The following is a 16,857-nucleotide window of genomic DNA, read 5'->3' as shown; positions in this document are numbered from 1 at the left end:
AGTCATGTTTCAGAAATTTATAGACAGGCCTGTACTTTCGACTGTTATTTCCATCTTATTGGTAATAGTTGGTATACTTGGCTTAACAAAGTTGCCCTTAGAGCGCTTTCCAAATATCGCACCTCCGTCGGTATTGGTAACAGCGGTGTATCCTGGGGCCAATGCCGAAACAATTTTACGTTCGGTAACTCCATCACTGGAGGAAGCAATTAATGGTGTGGAGAACATGACCTACATGACCTCCAGCGCCAGTAACGATGGTACTTTGGCCATTACAGTTTACTTTCAACAGGGTACCAACCCCGATCAGGCAGCTGTTAATGTGCAAAACCGGGTTTCGCAGGCTACAAGCCAGTTACCTGCAGAGGTTGTACAATATGGTATCACGACCACTAAACAGCAAAACAGTTTTATTGGCGCTATCGGTGTTTACTCAGAAGATACAAAAAAATACGATGCCGTTTTTGTAAATAACTATGCGCAGATCAACATCATTCCCGAACTTAAACGTATCCCAGGTGTAGGTTCTGCCAGTGTATTTGGTGGTATTAAAGATTATTCAATGCGTATTTGGTTAAACCCAAGTCAATTGGCTACTTACAAAATTACACCTAATGAAGTGATCACAGCCATTCAGGACAAAAACCTGGAAGCAGCACCTGGTCGGTTTGGAGAAAGAAGTAGTGAGGCCTTTGAATATATTATTAAATATAAAGGTAAACTGACCAAACCAGAGGAATATCAGAATATAGCGATCCGTTCTAATTCTGATGGTTCTATATTGCGTTTAAAAGATGTGGCCCGTGTAGAATTGGGTGCTTACAGTTATGGTAGTGTAAACCGCTTAAACGGACATGATGGTATTACCATTGGTATAATCCAGTTATCAGGCTCGAATGCCAACGAAATCCAGATTGCCATTGATAAACTGATGGCAAAACTATCGAAAGATTTCCCTGCAGGCATTAAATTTAATCAGTTTTACCGTACCAAAACCGATCTTGATGAATCCATCAACCAGGTGGAGCACACTTTGATAGAAGCCTTTTTACTGGTATTTATCGTTGTATTTATCTTCCTTCAGGATTTCAGGTCTACTTTAATTCCGGCTATAGCGGTTCCGGTTGCAATTATCGGTACCTTCTTTTTCATGCAGTTGTTCGGCTTCTCCGTTAACCTTTTAACACTTTTTGCACTTGTACTGGCCATTGGTATTGTGGTTGATGATGCGATTGTGGTAGTGGAAGCGGTGCATGCCAAAATGGAAGAAAACCCGTCGCTTAGCCCCAGGGCGGCAACTACCGAGGCAATGAATGAAATTACCGGGGCCATTATATCGATTACATTGGTAATGGCGGCCGTATTTTTACCGGTTGGTTTTATGACCGGCTCAACAGGTATCTTCTACAAACAGTTCGCCTTAACCATGGCTATCGCCATCATTATCTCGGCTGTTAACGCCTTAACCTTAAGTCCTGCTCTTGCAGCCTTATTTTTAAAGAACAAACATGCCGAAGGTGGTCATAACGCGCCTAAAAAAGGTTTTGTAGAAAAGTTTTATGCAGGCTTTAACGGTGGTTTCAATTATATGACCAACCGTTATGTTGGCGGTTTAAAAGTGCTTATCCGTAACAAATGGATAAGCATGGGTGGATTAGCCCTAATCGTTCTGGTTACCATTTTTCTTGTAGGCAGAACCAAAACAGGCTTTATTCCTACAGAAGATCAGGGCTTTGTGGCTATCGCTGTTGCCAGTCCATCCGGAACATCATTGGCCAATACCAATAAAATATTAAAACAGGCAGAAGAAGAGTTAAGGGCGATGCCATCAGCAAGATTTGTGATGTCGCTGGCTGGTTATAACTTTTTAACCGCATCTAACAGTCCTTCAGCAGGTCAGATTTTCTTATTGTTAAAACCAAACGACGAAAGAGGGGCGGTAAAAAACATCGATGAGATCCAAAATATAGTAAGGGCCAAAATGGCGGCCATATCTGCCGGTACCTTCTTTGTATTCAGTTTCCCTACCGTTCCGGGTTTTAGTAATGTGGAGGCCATGAACGTAATGTTACAGGATAAAACGAATGGCAGACTGGATAAATTTAGCGGTGTGGCGAATAACTTTATTGGAAAGTTAATGGCGAAACCGGCTATTGCTTATGCTTTTACTTCTTATAAAGCAGATTATCCGCAGTTACAATTGGATGTTAATGATGAAAAAGCCGATCAGTTGGGTGTAAGCAAAAAAGATATCTTACAAACGATGCAAACTTATTTTGGTACGGCGCAGGCATCAGATTTTAACCGCTTTGGTAAATATTACCGTGTAGTAGTTCAGGCTGATGTTGCCGACAGAACCGACCCGGCAAGTATCGATCGTGTATTTGTTAAAAACAAGGCAGGAGAAAGTGTGCCAATCAGTACCCTGGTTAAATTAACCCGTGTATATGGTTCTGAAACGGCTTCTCGTTACAACCTGTTTAACTCTATCGAGGTAAATGCGATCCCTAAACCAGGCTTCAGTTCTGGTGATGCGATTAAAGCGATAGAGGAAACTGCCAGAGAACAATTGCCAACCGGCTATGCTTACGAATTCTCCGGACAAACACGTGAGGAGATTTCTTCAGGCGGACAGTCGACAGTGATCTTCCTGCTTTGTTTAGTGTTTGTGTACTTCTTGTTGTCAGCACAGTATGAGAGTTACATCTTGCCATTGGCGGTAATCTTATCTATCCCTACAGGTGTATTCGGTGTGTTTGTGGTATTGGGCTTAACCGGTATCGAAAATAACATTTATGTACAGGTAGCGCTGATTATGCTGATCGGTTTGCTGGCTAAAAATGCCATCCTGATTGTGGAGTTTGCCGTGCAGCGACGAAAGGCAGGACTCAGTTTGGTTGATTCGGCTATAGAAGCAGCGCGATTGAGGATCAGACCGATCATAATGACATCACTTGCCTTTGTGTTTGGTTTATTCCCGATGAGTATTGCAACAGGTCCATCGGCACAGGGTAACCACTCCATCAGTATCGGTGCCGCAGGCGGGATGGTATCGGGTGTAGTTTTAGGTTTGTTCATCATTCCGGTACTTTTCGTAATCTTCCAGGCTTTACAGGAAAAAATATCAAAAAAATCTAGAAATGAGGTTGTTCACCACAATGGAGAACCTGTAAATAATAATCATGTAGTTTATGAAACGGTTTAACATTATTACCATCCTGCTCCTTGCTTTAATCTGGAGTGGATGTTCGGTTTCGAAAGATACAGCCTTGCCCAATATTGCGCCAGGCTTATTCAGAAATTCATTGCCTAAAGATTCTTCGAGTGTTGGCGGTATGCCATTGAAGAGTTTTATCAACGACCTTACTGTTCAGAATTTAATTGATACGGCTTTGGTTAAAAATTACGATATGCAGATTGCATTGAAAAATATCGATGCAGCCGAAGTATTGTTCAAGCAATCGAAATTGGGTTATTTGCCTGAATTGAAATTGCAGGTGGCGGCAAGTTCGAGCCGCCCATCTGATAACAGTTTAAATGGTTTAAGCCTAAACCAGTTTACAGGCTCAACACACATCGAAGATTATAATGCGAATCTGGGTGTGGTTTGGGAAGCCGATATCTGGGGCAAAATCCGCAATCAAAAAGCTGGTGCTTTAGCCAGTTTTTTGCAGACAGAAGAGGCACGTAAAGCGGTTCAAACGCGTTTGGTGGCCAATGTTGCACAAGGTTATTACAATTTGTTAATGCTTGATGCGCAATTGGAAATTGCCAAAAAGAATTTAAAGCTTAACGATAGCACACTAAGAATTATCAATTTACAGTTTGACGCTGGTCAGGTAACTTCACTGGCTATTCAACAAGCCCAGGCGCAGCAGTTAAATGCGGCACAATTGATCCCTCGTTTGGAGCAAAATGTAACTTTACAGGAAAATGCTTTAAGTGTATTGATCGGTACTTTGCCAAAAACCATTAACCGTGAAAGCCGTTTAGATAAAATGAGTATCCCACAAGACTTAAATGCAGGTTTTCCTTCATCGATGTTAAGCCGCAGGCCTGATATTAAAAGTGCAGAACTGGCGCTTACCATTGCCAATGCAAAGGTTGGTGTAGCGAAAGCCAGTTTATATCCATCGTTGGTGATTACCGCAAGCGGAGGCATTAACTCTTTTAAAGCGAGCAACTGGTTTAATGTACCAGCATCATTGTTCGGTTTGGTTGGAGCAGGGATTACGCAACCTATTTTTCAAAGAGGTCAGTTAAAAACTTCTTTAGAACTGGCTAAAATCGACCGCGAGAAATCGGTGATCCAGTTCCGTCAGTCGGTATTAAATGCTGTTGGCGAAGTGTCTGATGAGTTAACGAAAGTAGAGAAGTTAAAAACACAATACAGCATTGCTGAAAAAAGAGCACAAACTTTACAACAGGCATCGAAAAATGCAAGTTTGTTGTTTAAAAGTGGTATGGCTAATTATTTAGAGGTAATTACGGCACAAGGCAATTTATTGCAGAGCGAATTGGAATTAACTACGATTAAAACAGAGCAGTTAAATGCAGTTGTTGGTTTGTACCGCTCGTTAGGCGGCGGCTGGCAGTAATTCCTGTAATCCGTCATTGCGAGGCACGAAGCAATCTTAATGCTTTGGGTTAACTAGCGATTGCAGACAGCAATCTTCATAGAGAGGCTTACTAGCGATCGTTGTAAGATTGCTTCGTACCTCGCAATGACGACCGTTTGTACAAAGACACTAAGATTGCCAGGTATTAGCTTGGTGTTCTTGGTGTCTTTGTGGTTATAATGAGGTTTATCTAATACGGTCGTCATCCGATAGCTATCGAATCCCGCGCAGGCGGGAACCTTAAAGCGTTCGCTATTTTACTGCCCCGGGCTCAGGCTTGCCTCGGTTAGCCACCGAAGGGCTCTTACCTTTTTCTTGATAAAAAGATAACCAAAAATCAAGGCTTGCATCCTTTCTTGAACTAAGCTATCGAAATTCTTATTGCGGCAATATGGAGGCCCCGATGAAGAATCGGGACTTTATATTGCCTTGGGCAGCTGTGTATTGTGGGGTTGTGTAGGAATTTCAATGCTTATATCTACGAAAATCTGCCAGGCCGGATAGCATGATGCAGATAGCATGGGGCAGAGGATTTATCGCTTTCTTTCAATAGCGATCAATTCATCATCGTTGTATTTTCCTCCGGTTTTTTGTCATCCTGAGCGTAGTCGAAGGATCTTCTTCCATCATATCCCAGGCCGGATAGTAGGGAGCAGAGGGATTATTCGCGTAATTTCTATTTCGATCAATCCGTCATTGCGAGAAGGCTTTTTCAGCCGACGAAGCAATCTTTATAACAGGATTACTAGCATGAAAGATTGCTTCGTCGTTCCTCCTCGCAATGACGACCCTTTCTATTGGAATTTGTCATCCTGAGCGGAGTCGAAGGATCTCTTTTCGTCATATCCTAGGCCGGATAGCGAGGTGCAGATAGCATGGGGCAGTGGATTTATTGCGTTCTTTGAATCGCGATCAATTCATCCTCCTTGTATTTTCTCCCGTTTTTTGTCATCCTGAGCGCAGCGAAGGATCTCTTTCCATCAAATCCTAGACCGGATAGCAGGGCGCATAGAATCATTCGCGTTATTTAATCTCGATAAATTCGTCATTGCGAGAAGGCTTTTTCAGCCGACGAAGCAATCTTTATAACAGGATTACTAGCATGAAAGATTGCTTCGTCGTTCCTCCTCGCAATGACGACCCTTTCTATTGGAATTTGTCATCCTGAGCGTAGTCGAAGGATCTCCTTCCATCATATCCCAGGCCGAATAGCAGGGGGCAGATCGCATGGAGCAGAGGGATTATTCGCGTAATTTTTATTTCGATCAATCCGTCATTGCGATGAGGCTTTTTCAGCCGAGGAAGCAATCTTACTACTATGGGTTATCGGAAATATAGTTCAGACATTGCAGCCGATGGTTCAGACATTGCAGTCGACAGTTCAGAGGTTGCAGTCGTTAGTTCAGAGGTTGCAGTCGTTAGTTCAGCCGTTGCGGTCGATGGTTCAGACGTTGCAGTCGTTAGTTCAGACGTTTCAGTCGATAGTTCAGATGTTGCAGGTGGTAGTTCAGGTGTTGCAGTTGATAGTTCAGCCGTTGCAGTCGTTAGTTTAGACATTGCAGTCGACAGTTTAGACGTTGCAGTCGACAGTTCAGGCGTTGCAATGAGCCGTTTTACGGTTAAGCATTACATAAAAGAGAAACAGCAACCCGTTTTGGGATCTGTTAAAGTGGAACTAGGAAATAAAATAGGGATGATTTTTTTTAGGGTATTATGGGTGTTTTAGGTCAGGGTTCGGAACGGGATACCCGAAACCTGTTTGTATTGGGGGCTGGTTGACCCAAAAACAGATTTTGCGTAATTTTTCACATCCTGAGCCAAGGCAACTATGCCGGTTTCTGCATCGTAGATCGCGTTATTGCGGTTAATGCGTAGGGTACTCAACTGCGAGCTGTTGGCTACCACATCGCGGTTTTTCTGCAATAAATCGTTATATAAACTGGTGAGGCTGGCCAGCTGCAAATCTACCTCGTTAGGTGCATACTGGGGTATGGTGGCTAACAGTTTAATCTGTTTATCGAGCGTATCGAGCAGGTTATCGTAACTCTGTTGCGAGGCCGAAACCTGGTTAACCACCGTACCGCTGGCGGCCAGGTTATTTTTTTCTTCGGCTGTGAGTTTAGCCGTTGCTCTTTGGCCCTGTATTTTGCGGTGGTGGCTTACTGCATTATCCAATACCTGTTGGGGTACACTGTTGGCCTTAACGGCGCTCAGCACACGGGTACTCAACTTTTTTAAGGGTGCAAAAGCCAGATCGCGCAGGGCTATGGCGTTGCTGTTTTTTGCGGCCGCATCGTGCACCTGCTCGTTAATGGTTTTTGCTGCGGCAGCTTTCTCAGTTAAACTCGTTAACTGGATGTTTGCATTGCTGGGGTTGTAAACGGCGCCGTAGCCAGTTAAATAAGCAATGAGGGTTTCGAAATTGGCTACGTTTTTGGCGTGGCCGGTGTCATTCGTTTTAGACATAAGATGATGTTTAAAAAGTAAATGGATATAATTAATTAGTTGTAAGATAGTATTATTTTCTTTACAACTAAAAAGATAGGTTTGCTTTTTTTTTGAGGAGGTACGGGAAACCGTAGGGAATGATGGATTGAATAGGGGAGGTTTGGTTCTGTTAAATTTTTAAAACCAAATCTTATGGCTTATTACAGATTAAATCTTAATCGCCAATCTAATGGCGACCATGAGGTACACGAACAGGGATGTACCTATTATCCAACACAAAATTATGATAGCTTAGGCAGCCATGATTCTTGCAAGTCAGCAGTAAGTAAAGCAAAAAAGGACTATCCAGACAAGCAAATTAATGGTTGCTACTACTGTTCAAGGTCTTGCCATACAAGCTAGAACTTAAGTAAATTATTGACAGCCCCTTTGCAAAGAGGGGCTTTAATTGTTTTGGTGCCAGCCCAAATTAATAGCTATATTAGCTGCAAAAACAAACCTTTAATGGCTTTTAACGAAGATTCAAGAGTTAAGATACCGGCAATATTGCACCTTACGCGATTAGGCTACACGTATGTATCTAGACGTGAACAAAATAGGCTTGAGGAAACCAATATCTTTCCTGATATTTTTATTGATAGTGTTAAACGTATAAATCCAACTTTTGAGAAAGAGGATATTAAGCGTTACCTAGAAGACTTAACTTTAAAACTTGATTTTGATGATTTAGGAAAAGAATTTTATAAAAGTATAACAGCTACATCAGGTATTAGGTTAATAGATTTTGATCAATTAAACAATAATAGTTTTCACGTTACTACAGAATTAACTTGTAAAAATGGAGATGATGAGTTTAGACCAGATATAACAGTCTTAATTAATGGCATGCCTTTAGTTTTTATAGAGGTAAAAAAACCAAATAACAAGGATGGGGTGCTTGCGGAAAGAAAGCGTATTAACGATCGCTACAAAAACAAGAAGTTCAAGCGTTTTGCTAATATCACGCAATTAATGTTGTTTTCTAACAATATGCCTTACGAGGATGGTGTTATCGAACCTCTGCAAGGGGCTTATTATGCCGCATCTGCTTATTCTGATTTGAATTTTAATTATTTTAGGGAAGAAGAGACTTTGAATTTAGCGCAATTATTGACATCAGAAAGTGATGAGCTAGAAAATTTAGTACTCAAGGACAATAATCTCATTGCCATCAAGCACTCGCCAGAGTTTAAAACAAATAAACAATTTAACACCCCAACAAATTTATTATTAACATCACTATTAAGTAAAGATCGTTTAGCTTTTATATTAAAATATGCCATTGCCTATGTAGAAGAGGAAGTAAAAGATAAAATTGTAAGGCAAAAACACATTATGCGTTACCCACAGTTGTTTGCAACAAAAGCTATTGAAAGTAAATTAAATGAGGGCGTAAACAAAGGCATTATCTGGCACACCCAAGGGAGCGGTAAAACAGCATTAGCGTATTATAACGTAAAGTTTCTAACAGATTACTTTCAAAAAAGAAACATCATCCCTAAATTCTATTTCATTGTAGATAGGATCGATTTAGCCGACCAAGCAAATAGCGAATTTGGCAATAGAGGCTTGGTGGTTAACCGGGTAAACTCACGTGCCGAGTTTCTAACCGATATTAAAAAAGTAAGCGTTGTGCATAACAATTCTGGCGATAGAGAAATTGCTGTTGTTAACATCCAAAAGTTTACAGAAGAAACCGTTGCGGTTAAAGATTTGGCCTACGATATAAATATACAACGGGTTTATTTTGTTGACGAAGCGCATCGGGGCTACAACCCTAAAGGAACAGCTTTGGTTAATTTGTTGAGATCTGACGAACAAGCGATTAAAATAGCCCTAACCGGCACGCCGTTGTTACGTGAAGTAGCTAAAGAATATGATAGTAAATCTTTGTTTGGAGAGTACATCCACAAGTATTACTATAACATGTCTATAGCAGATGGTTATACCCTACGTTTAATAAGGGAGGGAATAGACACAACCTATAACATGCAAATGAAGGCAGTGTTAGAAGAGATTAAACTGGCACACGGCGATATAGATAAGAGCGAAGTATTTGCCCATCCTAAATTTGTGCGGCCAATGCTGGATTACATTGTTAAAGACCTTAAACAATTTAGAAGAACAGAAACCGATGATAGCTTAGGTGCAATGGTGGTATGTGATACCAGTAAACAGGCTAAAGCATTATTTGATTACTTTGAGGAATTATACGGTACACAGGAAGTGGAGTATATGCCCATGGTTGCCGAACCAGAGGAAAGATATGGTAAATCAAAATCAGGTTTAAAAGGCGCTTTAATATTACACGATATTAATTCAAAAGGTGATCGTAAGGAACAGGTGAAACAATTTAAAGCTGGTGATATTGATATCTTGTTTGTTTACAATATGTTATTGACTGGTTTTGATGCGAAGCGATTAAAGAAAATTTATTTAGCTCGGGTGGTAAAAGATCATAATTTGCTGCAAACATTAACCCGTGTAAACAGACCTTATAAAAAATACCAATACGGTTATGTAGTAGACTTTGCAGATATAACCAGTGCATTTAAAGATACCAACGATAATTATTTTAAAGAACTGCAGGGTGAGCTCGGCGACGAAATGCAGAACTACTCTAACCTCTTTAAATCGAAAGAAGAGATTGCAGCAGAAATATTAGAAATTAAAGAAAAACTATTCCACTTTGATGCTGTAAATGCAGAAATTTTCAACCAACAAGTTAGTGAAATTAGGGATAAAAAGGACTTATTGGAGCTAATTAAGGTTTTAACAAATGCTAAAGAACTTAAAAATATTATAAGGCTGCAAGGCTTGGACGAAGAACTCTCTCAATTAGATTTCTTTAAGCTAAACCAGTTATTAAAGCTTGCTCAGGCGCAATTAGATAAATTAAATTTAATAGACAATATCAATAACGAAGCAGATACTACTAACTTGTTAAACTCTGCTTTGGAAGATGTAATTTTTTTATTTACTAAGGTGAGTGAAGAGGAGTTGATTTTAGCTGATCAGTTGCGAGGCCAATTAAAAAGAACCAGAGAGGCATTGTTAAACAACTTCGATCAAAAAGATATTGAGTTTATCACTCTGAGAGAAGAATTAGAACGCATTTTTAAGAAAAAAAATCTAGGCGAAGTTGGGCAAGAAGATATGAGGGAAAATATTTTTATTCTAAAATCTATACATGACAAAGTTAACGAGCTAAATAGAAAAAATAAATTATTGAAGGATAAATATGATGGGGATGAAAAATACGCACGTATTCATAAGCGTGTTTTAGAACACAAACAATTCTCAGTTAAAGAATTACAGTTACACGAAGCGTTATCTAAAGTTAAATTTATTACTGAAGAAACTTTACAAAATAACGAAGGGATTATTCAAAATGAGCAATATTTCTCAGATGAGATATTAGGAATGGTAATACAAGAGTTTATTGATAAGCAGAAAATGAAAATGAATTATGAAACTACTGCTAGCATCAATAATTTAATAGTAAATGAATATTACAGACAATACAGTTATAGATAATTATGACAGAAAGAACTTTTTTAGCTAAAACTAAAGAACTAATTAATAGCTTAAAAAGCGTGTGTACAAATTATGGTTTGGGCAATGACGGGAATGAATACAAGATAATAACTCAAATTTTTTTATATAAGTACATCAATGATAAATTTGCCTACGAGGTAAAAAAAATCAATAAGAAGTTATCAGAAGCGGAGAATTTTCAAAAATGTTTTGAAGGTTTTGCGGATGAAGAATTGTCTTTTTTGTTTGGTAGGTTGGGAAATAAAGTGCCTAAACTTTACCCTTACCAAACAATTACTTATTTACATGACAGGCAAAATAAAGACAATTATCAAGATATTTTTGATGGGACTTTAGAACAGATCAGTAATAATAATAGCTCTAAGTTTTCTATCAGAACTAGTAATGGCGCTAGGGATAAAATGTTTGATAAGTTAAGTTCATTTATTTTAGATGAAGGTGATAAACCGAATTTTTGTAGGGCACTCATCAGCAAAATAGTAGACGTAAGTTTTGAGCCAATGTTTGGCGAGAAATACGATTTTTTTGCAAGCATATTTGAATATTTAATAAAAGATTACAACAGCGATAGTGGTGGTACTTATGCAGAGTATTACACACCACATGCTGTAGCCAGAATAATGGCATCAATTTTAGTTGATGAAAAAATTCCTAGTGCAAAATGTTATGATCCAAGTGCTGGTTCCGGAACTTTGCTCATGAATATCGCCCATACTTTGGGAGAGCGAAATTGCACGATATACAGTGAGGATATCTCGCAAAAATCGAGTAATATGTTAAGATTGAATTTAATATTAAACGATCTTGGCCATAGTATATCAAATGTAGTAAAGGGAAACACCATATTAGAGCCTTTTTATAGAGAAGAAAAGTTCGACTATATTGTATCAAACCCACCATTTAAGTTAGATTTCTCTGACTTTAGTGCTACACTAGATACAGACATTAACAAGAAACGTTTTTTTGCTGGTATACCTAATATACCCAAAAACAAAAAAGATAGCATGGCTATCTACTTGCTGTTTATACAGCATATTATGTATAGCCTAAGCGAAAAAGGAAAAGCCGCAATTGTTGTGCCTACAGGTTTTATTACCGCGCAAAGTGGCGTAGAACGTAAAATACGCGAAGCGATGATTGAACGTAAATTGTTGCGTGGGGTAGTAAGCATGCCAAGTAATATTTTTGCCAGTACCGGTACCAATGTGAGCGTGTTATTCCTGGACAAAAAGGCAAATGCTGAGCATATTGTTTTGGTAGATGCAAGTAAACTAGGCAATACCATTAAAGAAGGTAAAAACCAACGTACGGTATTAACGCTAACAGAAGAGCAACGCATTATAGATGCGATGAATAACAAAATTCCGGAAAATAATTTTAGCGTGGTGGTTGCTACCGAGAAGATTAAAGCTAAAAACTATTCTTTTTCTGCTGGGCAATATTTTGAAGTGAAGATTGATTATGTGGATATTACGGCTGAGGAGTTTAAAGAGAAGATGACTGTATTTGAGAGTAAGATAGAGTCATTGTTCAAACAGGGGAACCTGCTTGAAATTCAAATTCAAAATAGTTTAAAAAGTCTAAGTTATGGTTGAGTTAACAGAGATTACTATAGGAGAATATATTGAAAATATTACGGATTATCACGCAAATGGGGCATATGAGAAGCTAAAAGAAAATATAACGCTTAAATATGAACCAAATTATGCGATAATGGTTCGAACTCTCAACTTTGAAGCTAATGATTTTCAAAGCAAGTTAATTTATCTAAATGAATTTGAATATAATTATTTATCAAAGTCGAAAGTAAGGCCTGACGACATAATAATGAACAAGATTGCAAGCCCAGGTTCGGTTTACATTATGCCAAACCTTAATCAGCCAGCTTCTTTAGCGATGAATCTTTTTTTAATTCGATTTGATTCAAGATTAAATCAGAGGTTCATGTATTATCTGATGAAGAAGAATGAAACTTATATCAAAACATTCTCAAATGGTACAACAACCAAAACGATCACAAAGGATGCAGTAAGAGGATTGAGGTTTAATGTGCCTAATTTAAAAAACCAACAAAAAATCGCTACCGTCCTTAAGTCATTAGATGATAAAATAGAGCTGAACAATAAAATAAATGCCGAGTTAGAAGCAATGGCCAAAACGCTTTACGATTATTGGTTTGTGCAGTTTGATTTTCCTAATACAGATGGCAAACCTTATAAATCATCTGGTGGCGAAATGGTTTATAATGAGGTTTTGAAAAGAGAGATACCGAAGGGTTGGGAGGTTACCGTATTTAATGATTGGGTATTAAAAACGAAAACAGGGGATTGGGGGAAAGAAGACATTGAAGGAAATTACAACGAGCATGTTTACTGCGTGCGTGGTGCTGATATTAATGGCTTAAATGGTAAAGGTGAAGTAAAAGCACCTGCAAGGTATATTCTTAAAAATAATTTGTCAAAAGCTCTGCAACCAAATGATTTTATCATTGAAATTTCTGGAGGTAGTCCTATACAATCTACCGGCAGAATTGCTTTATTAACGCAACTTTCGTTTGCAAGGTTTGGCTCAAAAGTAATTTGTTCAAATTTCTGTAAAGCAATTTCTTTAAAAGACGAAAAATATGTGTTTAATTTTTTACAAGAATGGCAAAGGCTTTACAACGCTAATGTCTTCTTCGGCTTTGAAGGTAAAACAAGTGGTATCAAAAATTTCCTATATGACTCTTTTATGGATACTTATCATATTGTGAAACCAGCAAAAGATGTTGCAGAAAAATACTATAGTTATGTTCAGTCTTTAGAAAATAAAAAGCAATCTAATTTAAAACAAAACCAAGAGTTGGCTTCTCTAAGAGATTGGTTATTGCCAATGTTAATGAATGGCCAGGTTACTGTAAAAGATGTCTATGAAAGAGTAGAAGAGGAGTTAGGTATGGTTGCGGAAGAAGAGGTAAATTATAATGTAAAAACTGAATAAATTAAATTGTTACGAAAAAATTTAGAATAAAATCTGTGTCAATTTTCTTTTCAAAGGATGAAAATTACGAGCTAATTTTTGAAATTGCTCCAGCTGATAAAAATCAAGTAGCAGATTTTGATCTTTTGAAAGCGGATTTAGAAGCCATAAAAAACGAAAAAGAAAAATTGTCTATACAACATAATGCTACACTCATTTACTGTAGTTATAATAGAGTCGATAATTATAGTATTTATTTTATAAATCCACTTTTAAGGTCTCTTGAAGACATCAATTGGGTTGACGACATTCCTGTTTCGGGAGGCATTACTACTTTTAAGTCTAATAAATTCGACAAACCAATAAAAATAGATGTTAAGTTTACTTTTATTGGGGGTGATGTGAGAAGTGAGTTTGAAATTAGTGATGTTTCTTTAATGCGATTTAAAGATTGATCTAAAAATTAAAATGAGAGATACATGATCTTATAGAATTGTAACAAACTTGAGATAACTCACTAATGCCATTGGTAACTATAGACTAAACTATATTAGTATTAACAAATTAAAATCAATTGACGCTCAATATAAATAACAAAATTAATGCTTTCCTTCATAGTGAAGAGGCATTTAATATACTTAATTGTAAAGATTTCTATTTCCAAAATGGACAAGACTCACTCAGAAAATTTTTAGATTACGAACTCACAGAAGACTTAAAAGATTATTTAAATCAAAACGTCAAAGAGTATGAAGAATTAAAAGATTTCTTTGAAAATTCTCCGGATCTGCAAGATTTTGGCAAACTTTTATTTTCTTTGATTAGTTACTGCGATTCCAATGCTTATAGAAAAAAAGAACTCAATCAATATCCTGATAAAAGAGTATTGGCATTTGCTTTCGTAAGAATGAATAATTGGGTCGAACAACTTTTATCCTATAAGTTTGGTTTACCTATTCCAGATGGTTCTCCAAAAAATGCTATTGAATATCTAATAAATCCTGCAGATAATTTCACTATGCTAAGTGAAAACCATAGAGAGCAGCTTTCGGAGAATCTATTTAATAAGAAGTACAGCAAAACTGCATTTAAAGAAGAAGTCTTTAAATATTTCGAAGCATTAGCGCTTCAACCTAGCAACTCTCAGAATTATTCTCATTTGTTAAGCAGGCTTTGTTATCAAATAGAAACAGAATGGAAGCGGAGTATAATTGGTATCGTTTCTCCTGATAGGACTGGTTGGCAAGAAGATGCAATTAATATTACTAAAGAAGGAAACTATATTGCTTTGTGGAATCATAAACGACCTAACGGAACTGATGATACTTTAAAAGGCCTTAGGCACTGTATTTATGATAAAGGATATTTTGAAATATTCTACACATCAAACTACAACGTAAATTATGTTGCTGAAATTGTTGATTTTGTTTCGAACCAAAAAGAGTTACATAACGCTAAATGGCTGGATAAGTTTGGTAATGTTGAATGGTATCATGATAATTTTGCAGAATATAATGATAAAAAAAAGTACGCACGTTGGATTTATTTGGCTAAAAGAATTTATAAGGTTGAAGCTGAAAGTTTAACAAACTATAAATTTTATAAAGGTAATAATTATCCAAGTGTTGGAGGCCAATCGCCAATTGTTTCTATTAATCGTGCTTTAGTATTAAAAAATCAAAAAGAAATGGAAGATAAAATAAACCTTCTTAAATATAAAAAACAGATAATTTTACAAGGTCCTCCGGGAACAGGTAAGACAAAATTAGCAAAGAAGCTTGCTAGTGAATTAATTGGTACAAAACCAACGATTGCCCTTGATTGGCAAAAATTCATTAGAGGTTTAGATGAAAATCAAAAAATTAAGTCAATACATAAGGATGTATTTTATACTATTAGAAATGTAGTAAATAATGATGTTACTCTATCATTTCCTAGTACTAGCGACGAGATAATATCATATGATAAAATAAAATCTATTTATGATTTAAAAAGCTGGAATAATAATAATTCATTAAATCATAAAGACTTAGGGGCTGTTTCTTTAGCAAAAGCATTGTTTGAAAAATATAACTTTTCTGGTGATATATATTCATCAAATGAACAACTAAAAATAGTTCAGTTTCATCCATCTTACACATATGAAGATTTTGTTAGAGGGGTAAGTGCCGAATCCAACGGAGCGAGCATTGAATATAAAAACGTTAATAGAACTTTAGGGTTATTTGCTAAGGAAGCGCTTTTAAATTTTTTGGATAGTAAAAAATCCAAATCACGTTTAAAAAGTGATTTAACTTTTAATGAGAAATTTAACTCGTTCAAGACCTCAGTCATTAGTAGTTTGGCAGAAGGGAAATACTTTAAAATTCCAAATACTACAGCTCAAATTATCGATGTTGATGATATCCAATTCAAATATACTTTTAGTACTAATCCTAGTTACAATTATTCATTGTTGTTTTCTGATTTCTTTAAATTATATGAATTAGGGGGAGATTTTAAAACATCTTCTGACATAACAAGATTAGAATCTCATTTGACCAGACTTTCAGTCGGAACATATTATTTCCATCTTTATAAACTTATAGAAAGTCAATCGGAGATTGTTGAGGATATTGAAGTTCCACCACTTGAAAATTATGTGTTAATCATAGATGAAATCAATAGGGCCAACTTATCATCTGTATTGGGTGAATTAATTTACGCATTGGAATATCGTGGCGAAGCGGTGGAAAGCATGTACGCAATAGACGGTAATAATAAATTAATATTACCTCCAAATCTTTATATCATTGGCACAATGAATACAGCTGATAGAAGCGTAGGACACATTGATTATGCAATTAGAAGAAGATTCGCTTTCGTGGATGTATTGCCAAAGGATTTGACAATGGAGGAGGGGATAGTATTTAAAGAAGATATATTTAAACAGGTAACTAGTTTGTTTATAAATAATTACGATCCTGAGATTGATTACAGCAGTGATTTTGCAGTTATCGAAAAATCAGTCTATTTAACTGCTGATTTTGAGCCCAAGGATGTTTGGTTAGGACATTCGTACTTTATTCAGCAATATGAAAAGGACCAAAATGGAGATGATGACCTAAGTAAGCCTATAGATTTTAGTTTAAGAATTAACTATGAAATAAAGCCTATTCTAGAGGAATATATCAAAGATGGCATTTTAAAAGAGACAGCGAGAGAAGTTATTATGAATCTAGCTTAATCGAAAACG

The 16,857-nt window shown here is 37.0% G+C and carries 9 protein-coding genes; 8 read left to right on the top strand and 1 reads right to left on the bottom strand.

The genetic code is table 11. The features are described 5' to 3' along the window. Positions 1 to 4: 4 nt before the first annotated feature. The 3 genes from LQ227_RS00985 (at position 5) to LQ227_RS00975 (ending at position 6,345) form a co-directional block, all read left to right on the top strand. Positions 5 to 3,205 carry an efflux RND transporter permease subunit gene (locus LQ227_RS00985; RefSeq protein ID WP_230147857.1) on the top strand — a complete coding sequence of 1,067 codons (3,201 nt, stop codon included), beginning with the start codon at positions 5 to 7 and terminating at the stop codon, positions 3,203 to 3,205. Further along, the gene (locus tag LQ227_RS00980) at positions 3,192 to 4,598 is read left to right on the top strand and encodes a TolC family protein (RefSeq protein ID WP_230147856.1); all 1,407 of its coding nucleotides are present in this window, start codon (positions 3,192 to 3,194) and stop codon (positions 4,596 to 4,598) included. Before LQ227_RS00985 ends, LQ227_RS00980 begins: the two co-directional genes overlap by 14 nt. 1,339 nt (positions 4,599 to 5,937) lie before the next feature. Next, a complete protein-coding gene (locus tag LQ227_RS00975) occupies positions 5,938 to 6,345 on the top strand; it encodes a hypothetical protein (protein ID WP_230147854.1) in 408 nt (135 codons plus the stop codon). On the opposite strand, the gene LQ227_RS00970 is transcribed toward LQ227_RS00975, so the two are convergent. Further along, complete coding sequence (locus LQ227_RS00970) at positions 6,342 to 7,085, bottom strand: hypothetical protein (protein ID WP_230147852.1); 744 nt, start codon at positions 7,083 to 7,085, stop codon at positions 6,342 to 6,344. The two genes, LQ227_RS00975 and LQ227_RS00970, sit on opposite strands and share 4 nt — an antisense overlap. A gap of 486 nt (positions 7,086 to 7,571) precedes the next feature. On the opposite strand from LQ227_RS00970, the gene LQ227_RS00965 reads away from it, so the two are divergent. The 5 genes from LQ227_RS00965 (at position 7,572) to LQ227_RS00945 (ending at position 16,848) form a co-directional block, all read left to right on the top strand. Beyond that, complete coding sequence (locus tag LQ227_RS00965) at positions 7,572 to 10,643, top strand: type I restriction endonuclease (protein ID WP_230147848.1); 3,072 nt, start codon at positions 7,572 to 7,574, stop codon at positions 10,641 to 10,643. 2 nt (positions 10,644 to 10,645) lie between these two features. After that, the gene (locus LQ227_RS00960; protein ID WP_230147846.1) at positions 10,646 to 12,259 is read left to right on the top strand and encodes a class I SAM-dependent DNA methyltransferase; all 1,614 of its coding nucleotides are present in this window, start codon (positions 10,646 to 10,648) and stop codon (positions 12,257 to 12,259) included. Further along, the gene (locus tag LQ227_RS00955; RefSeq protein ID WP_230147844.1) at positions 12,252 to 13,643 is read left to right on the top strand and encodes a restriction endonuclease subunit S; all 1,392 of its coding nucleotides are present in this window, start codon (positions 12,252 to 12,254) and stop codon (positions 13,641 to 13,643) included. Before LQ227_RS00960 ends, LQ227_RS00955 begins: the two co-directional genes overlap by 8 nt. A 35-nt stretch (positions 13,644 to 13,678) precedes the next feature. Beyond that, positions 13,679 to 14,077, top strand: coding sequence for a hypothetical protein (locus tag LQ227_RS00950; RefSeq protein ID WP_230147842.1), 399 nt, complete (start codon positions 13,679 to 13,681; stop codon positions 14,075 to 14,077). Positions 14,078 to 14,196: 119 nt separating this feature from the next. Further along, on the top strand, positions 14,197 to 16,848 hold the full coding sequence (locus tag LQ227_RS00945) for an AAA family ATPase (RefSeq protein WP_230147840.1): 2,652 nt from the start codon (positions 14,197 to 14,199) through the stop codon (positions 16,846 to 16,848). The last annotated feature ends 9 nt before the right edge of the window (positions 16,849 to 16,857 follow it).

It is taken from the genome of Pedobacter sp. Bi27 (assembly GCF_918698255.1).
Lineage (GTDB): Bacteria > Bacteroidota > Bacteroidia > Sphingobacteriales > Sphingobacteriaceae > Pedobacter.
Note: the sequence above shows the minus strand (reverse complement) of the source record. Positions and strands in the feature narration are given on the sequence as shown.

Coding starts and splice junctions, on each gene's coding strand:
- LQ227_RS00965 (WP_230147848.1), top strand. CDS start 7,572: ATGGCTTTTAACGAAGATTCAAGAGTTAAGATACCGGCAATATTGCAC.
- LQ227_RS00960 (WP_230147846.1), top strand. CDS start 10,646: ATGACAGAAAGAACTTTTTTAGCTAAAACTAAAGAACTAATTAATAGC.
- LQ227_RS00980 (WP_230147856.1), top strand. CDS start 3,192: ATGAAACGGTTTAACATTATTACCATCCTGCTCCTTGCTTTAATCTGG.
- LQ227_RS00985 (WP_230147857.1), top strand. CDS start 5: ATGTTTCAGAAATTTATAGACAGGCCTGTACTTTCGACTGTTATTTCC.
- LQ227_RS00955 (WP_230147844.1), top strand. CDS start 12,252: ATGGTTGAGTTAACAGAGATTACTATAGGAGAATATATTGAAAATATT.
- LQ227_RS00970 (WP_230147852.1), bottom strand. CDS start 7,085: ATGTCTAAAACGAATGACACCGGCCACGCCAAAAACGTAGCCAATTTC.
- LQ227_RS00975 (WP_230147854.1), top strand. CDS start 5,938: ATGGGTTATCGGAAATATAGTTCAGACATTGCAGCCGATGGTTCAGAC.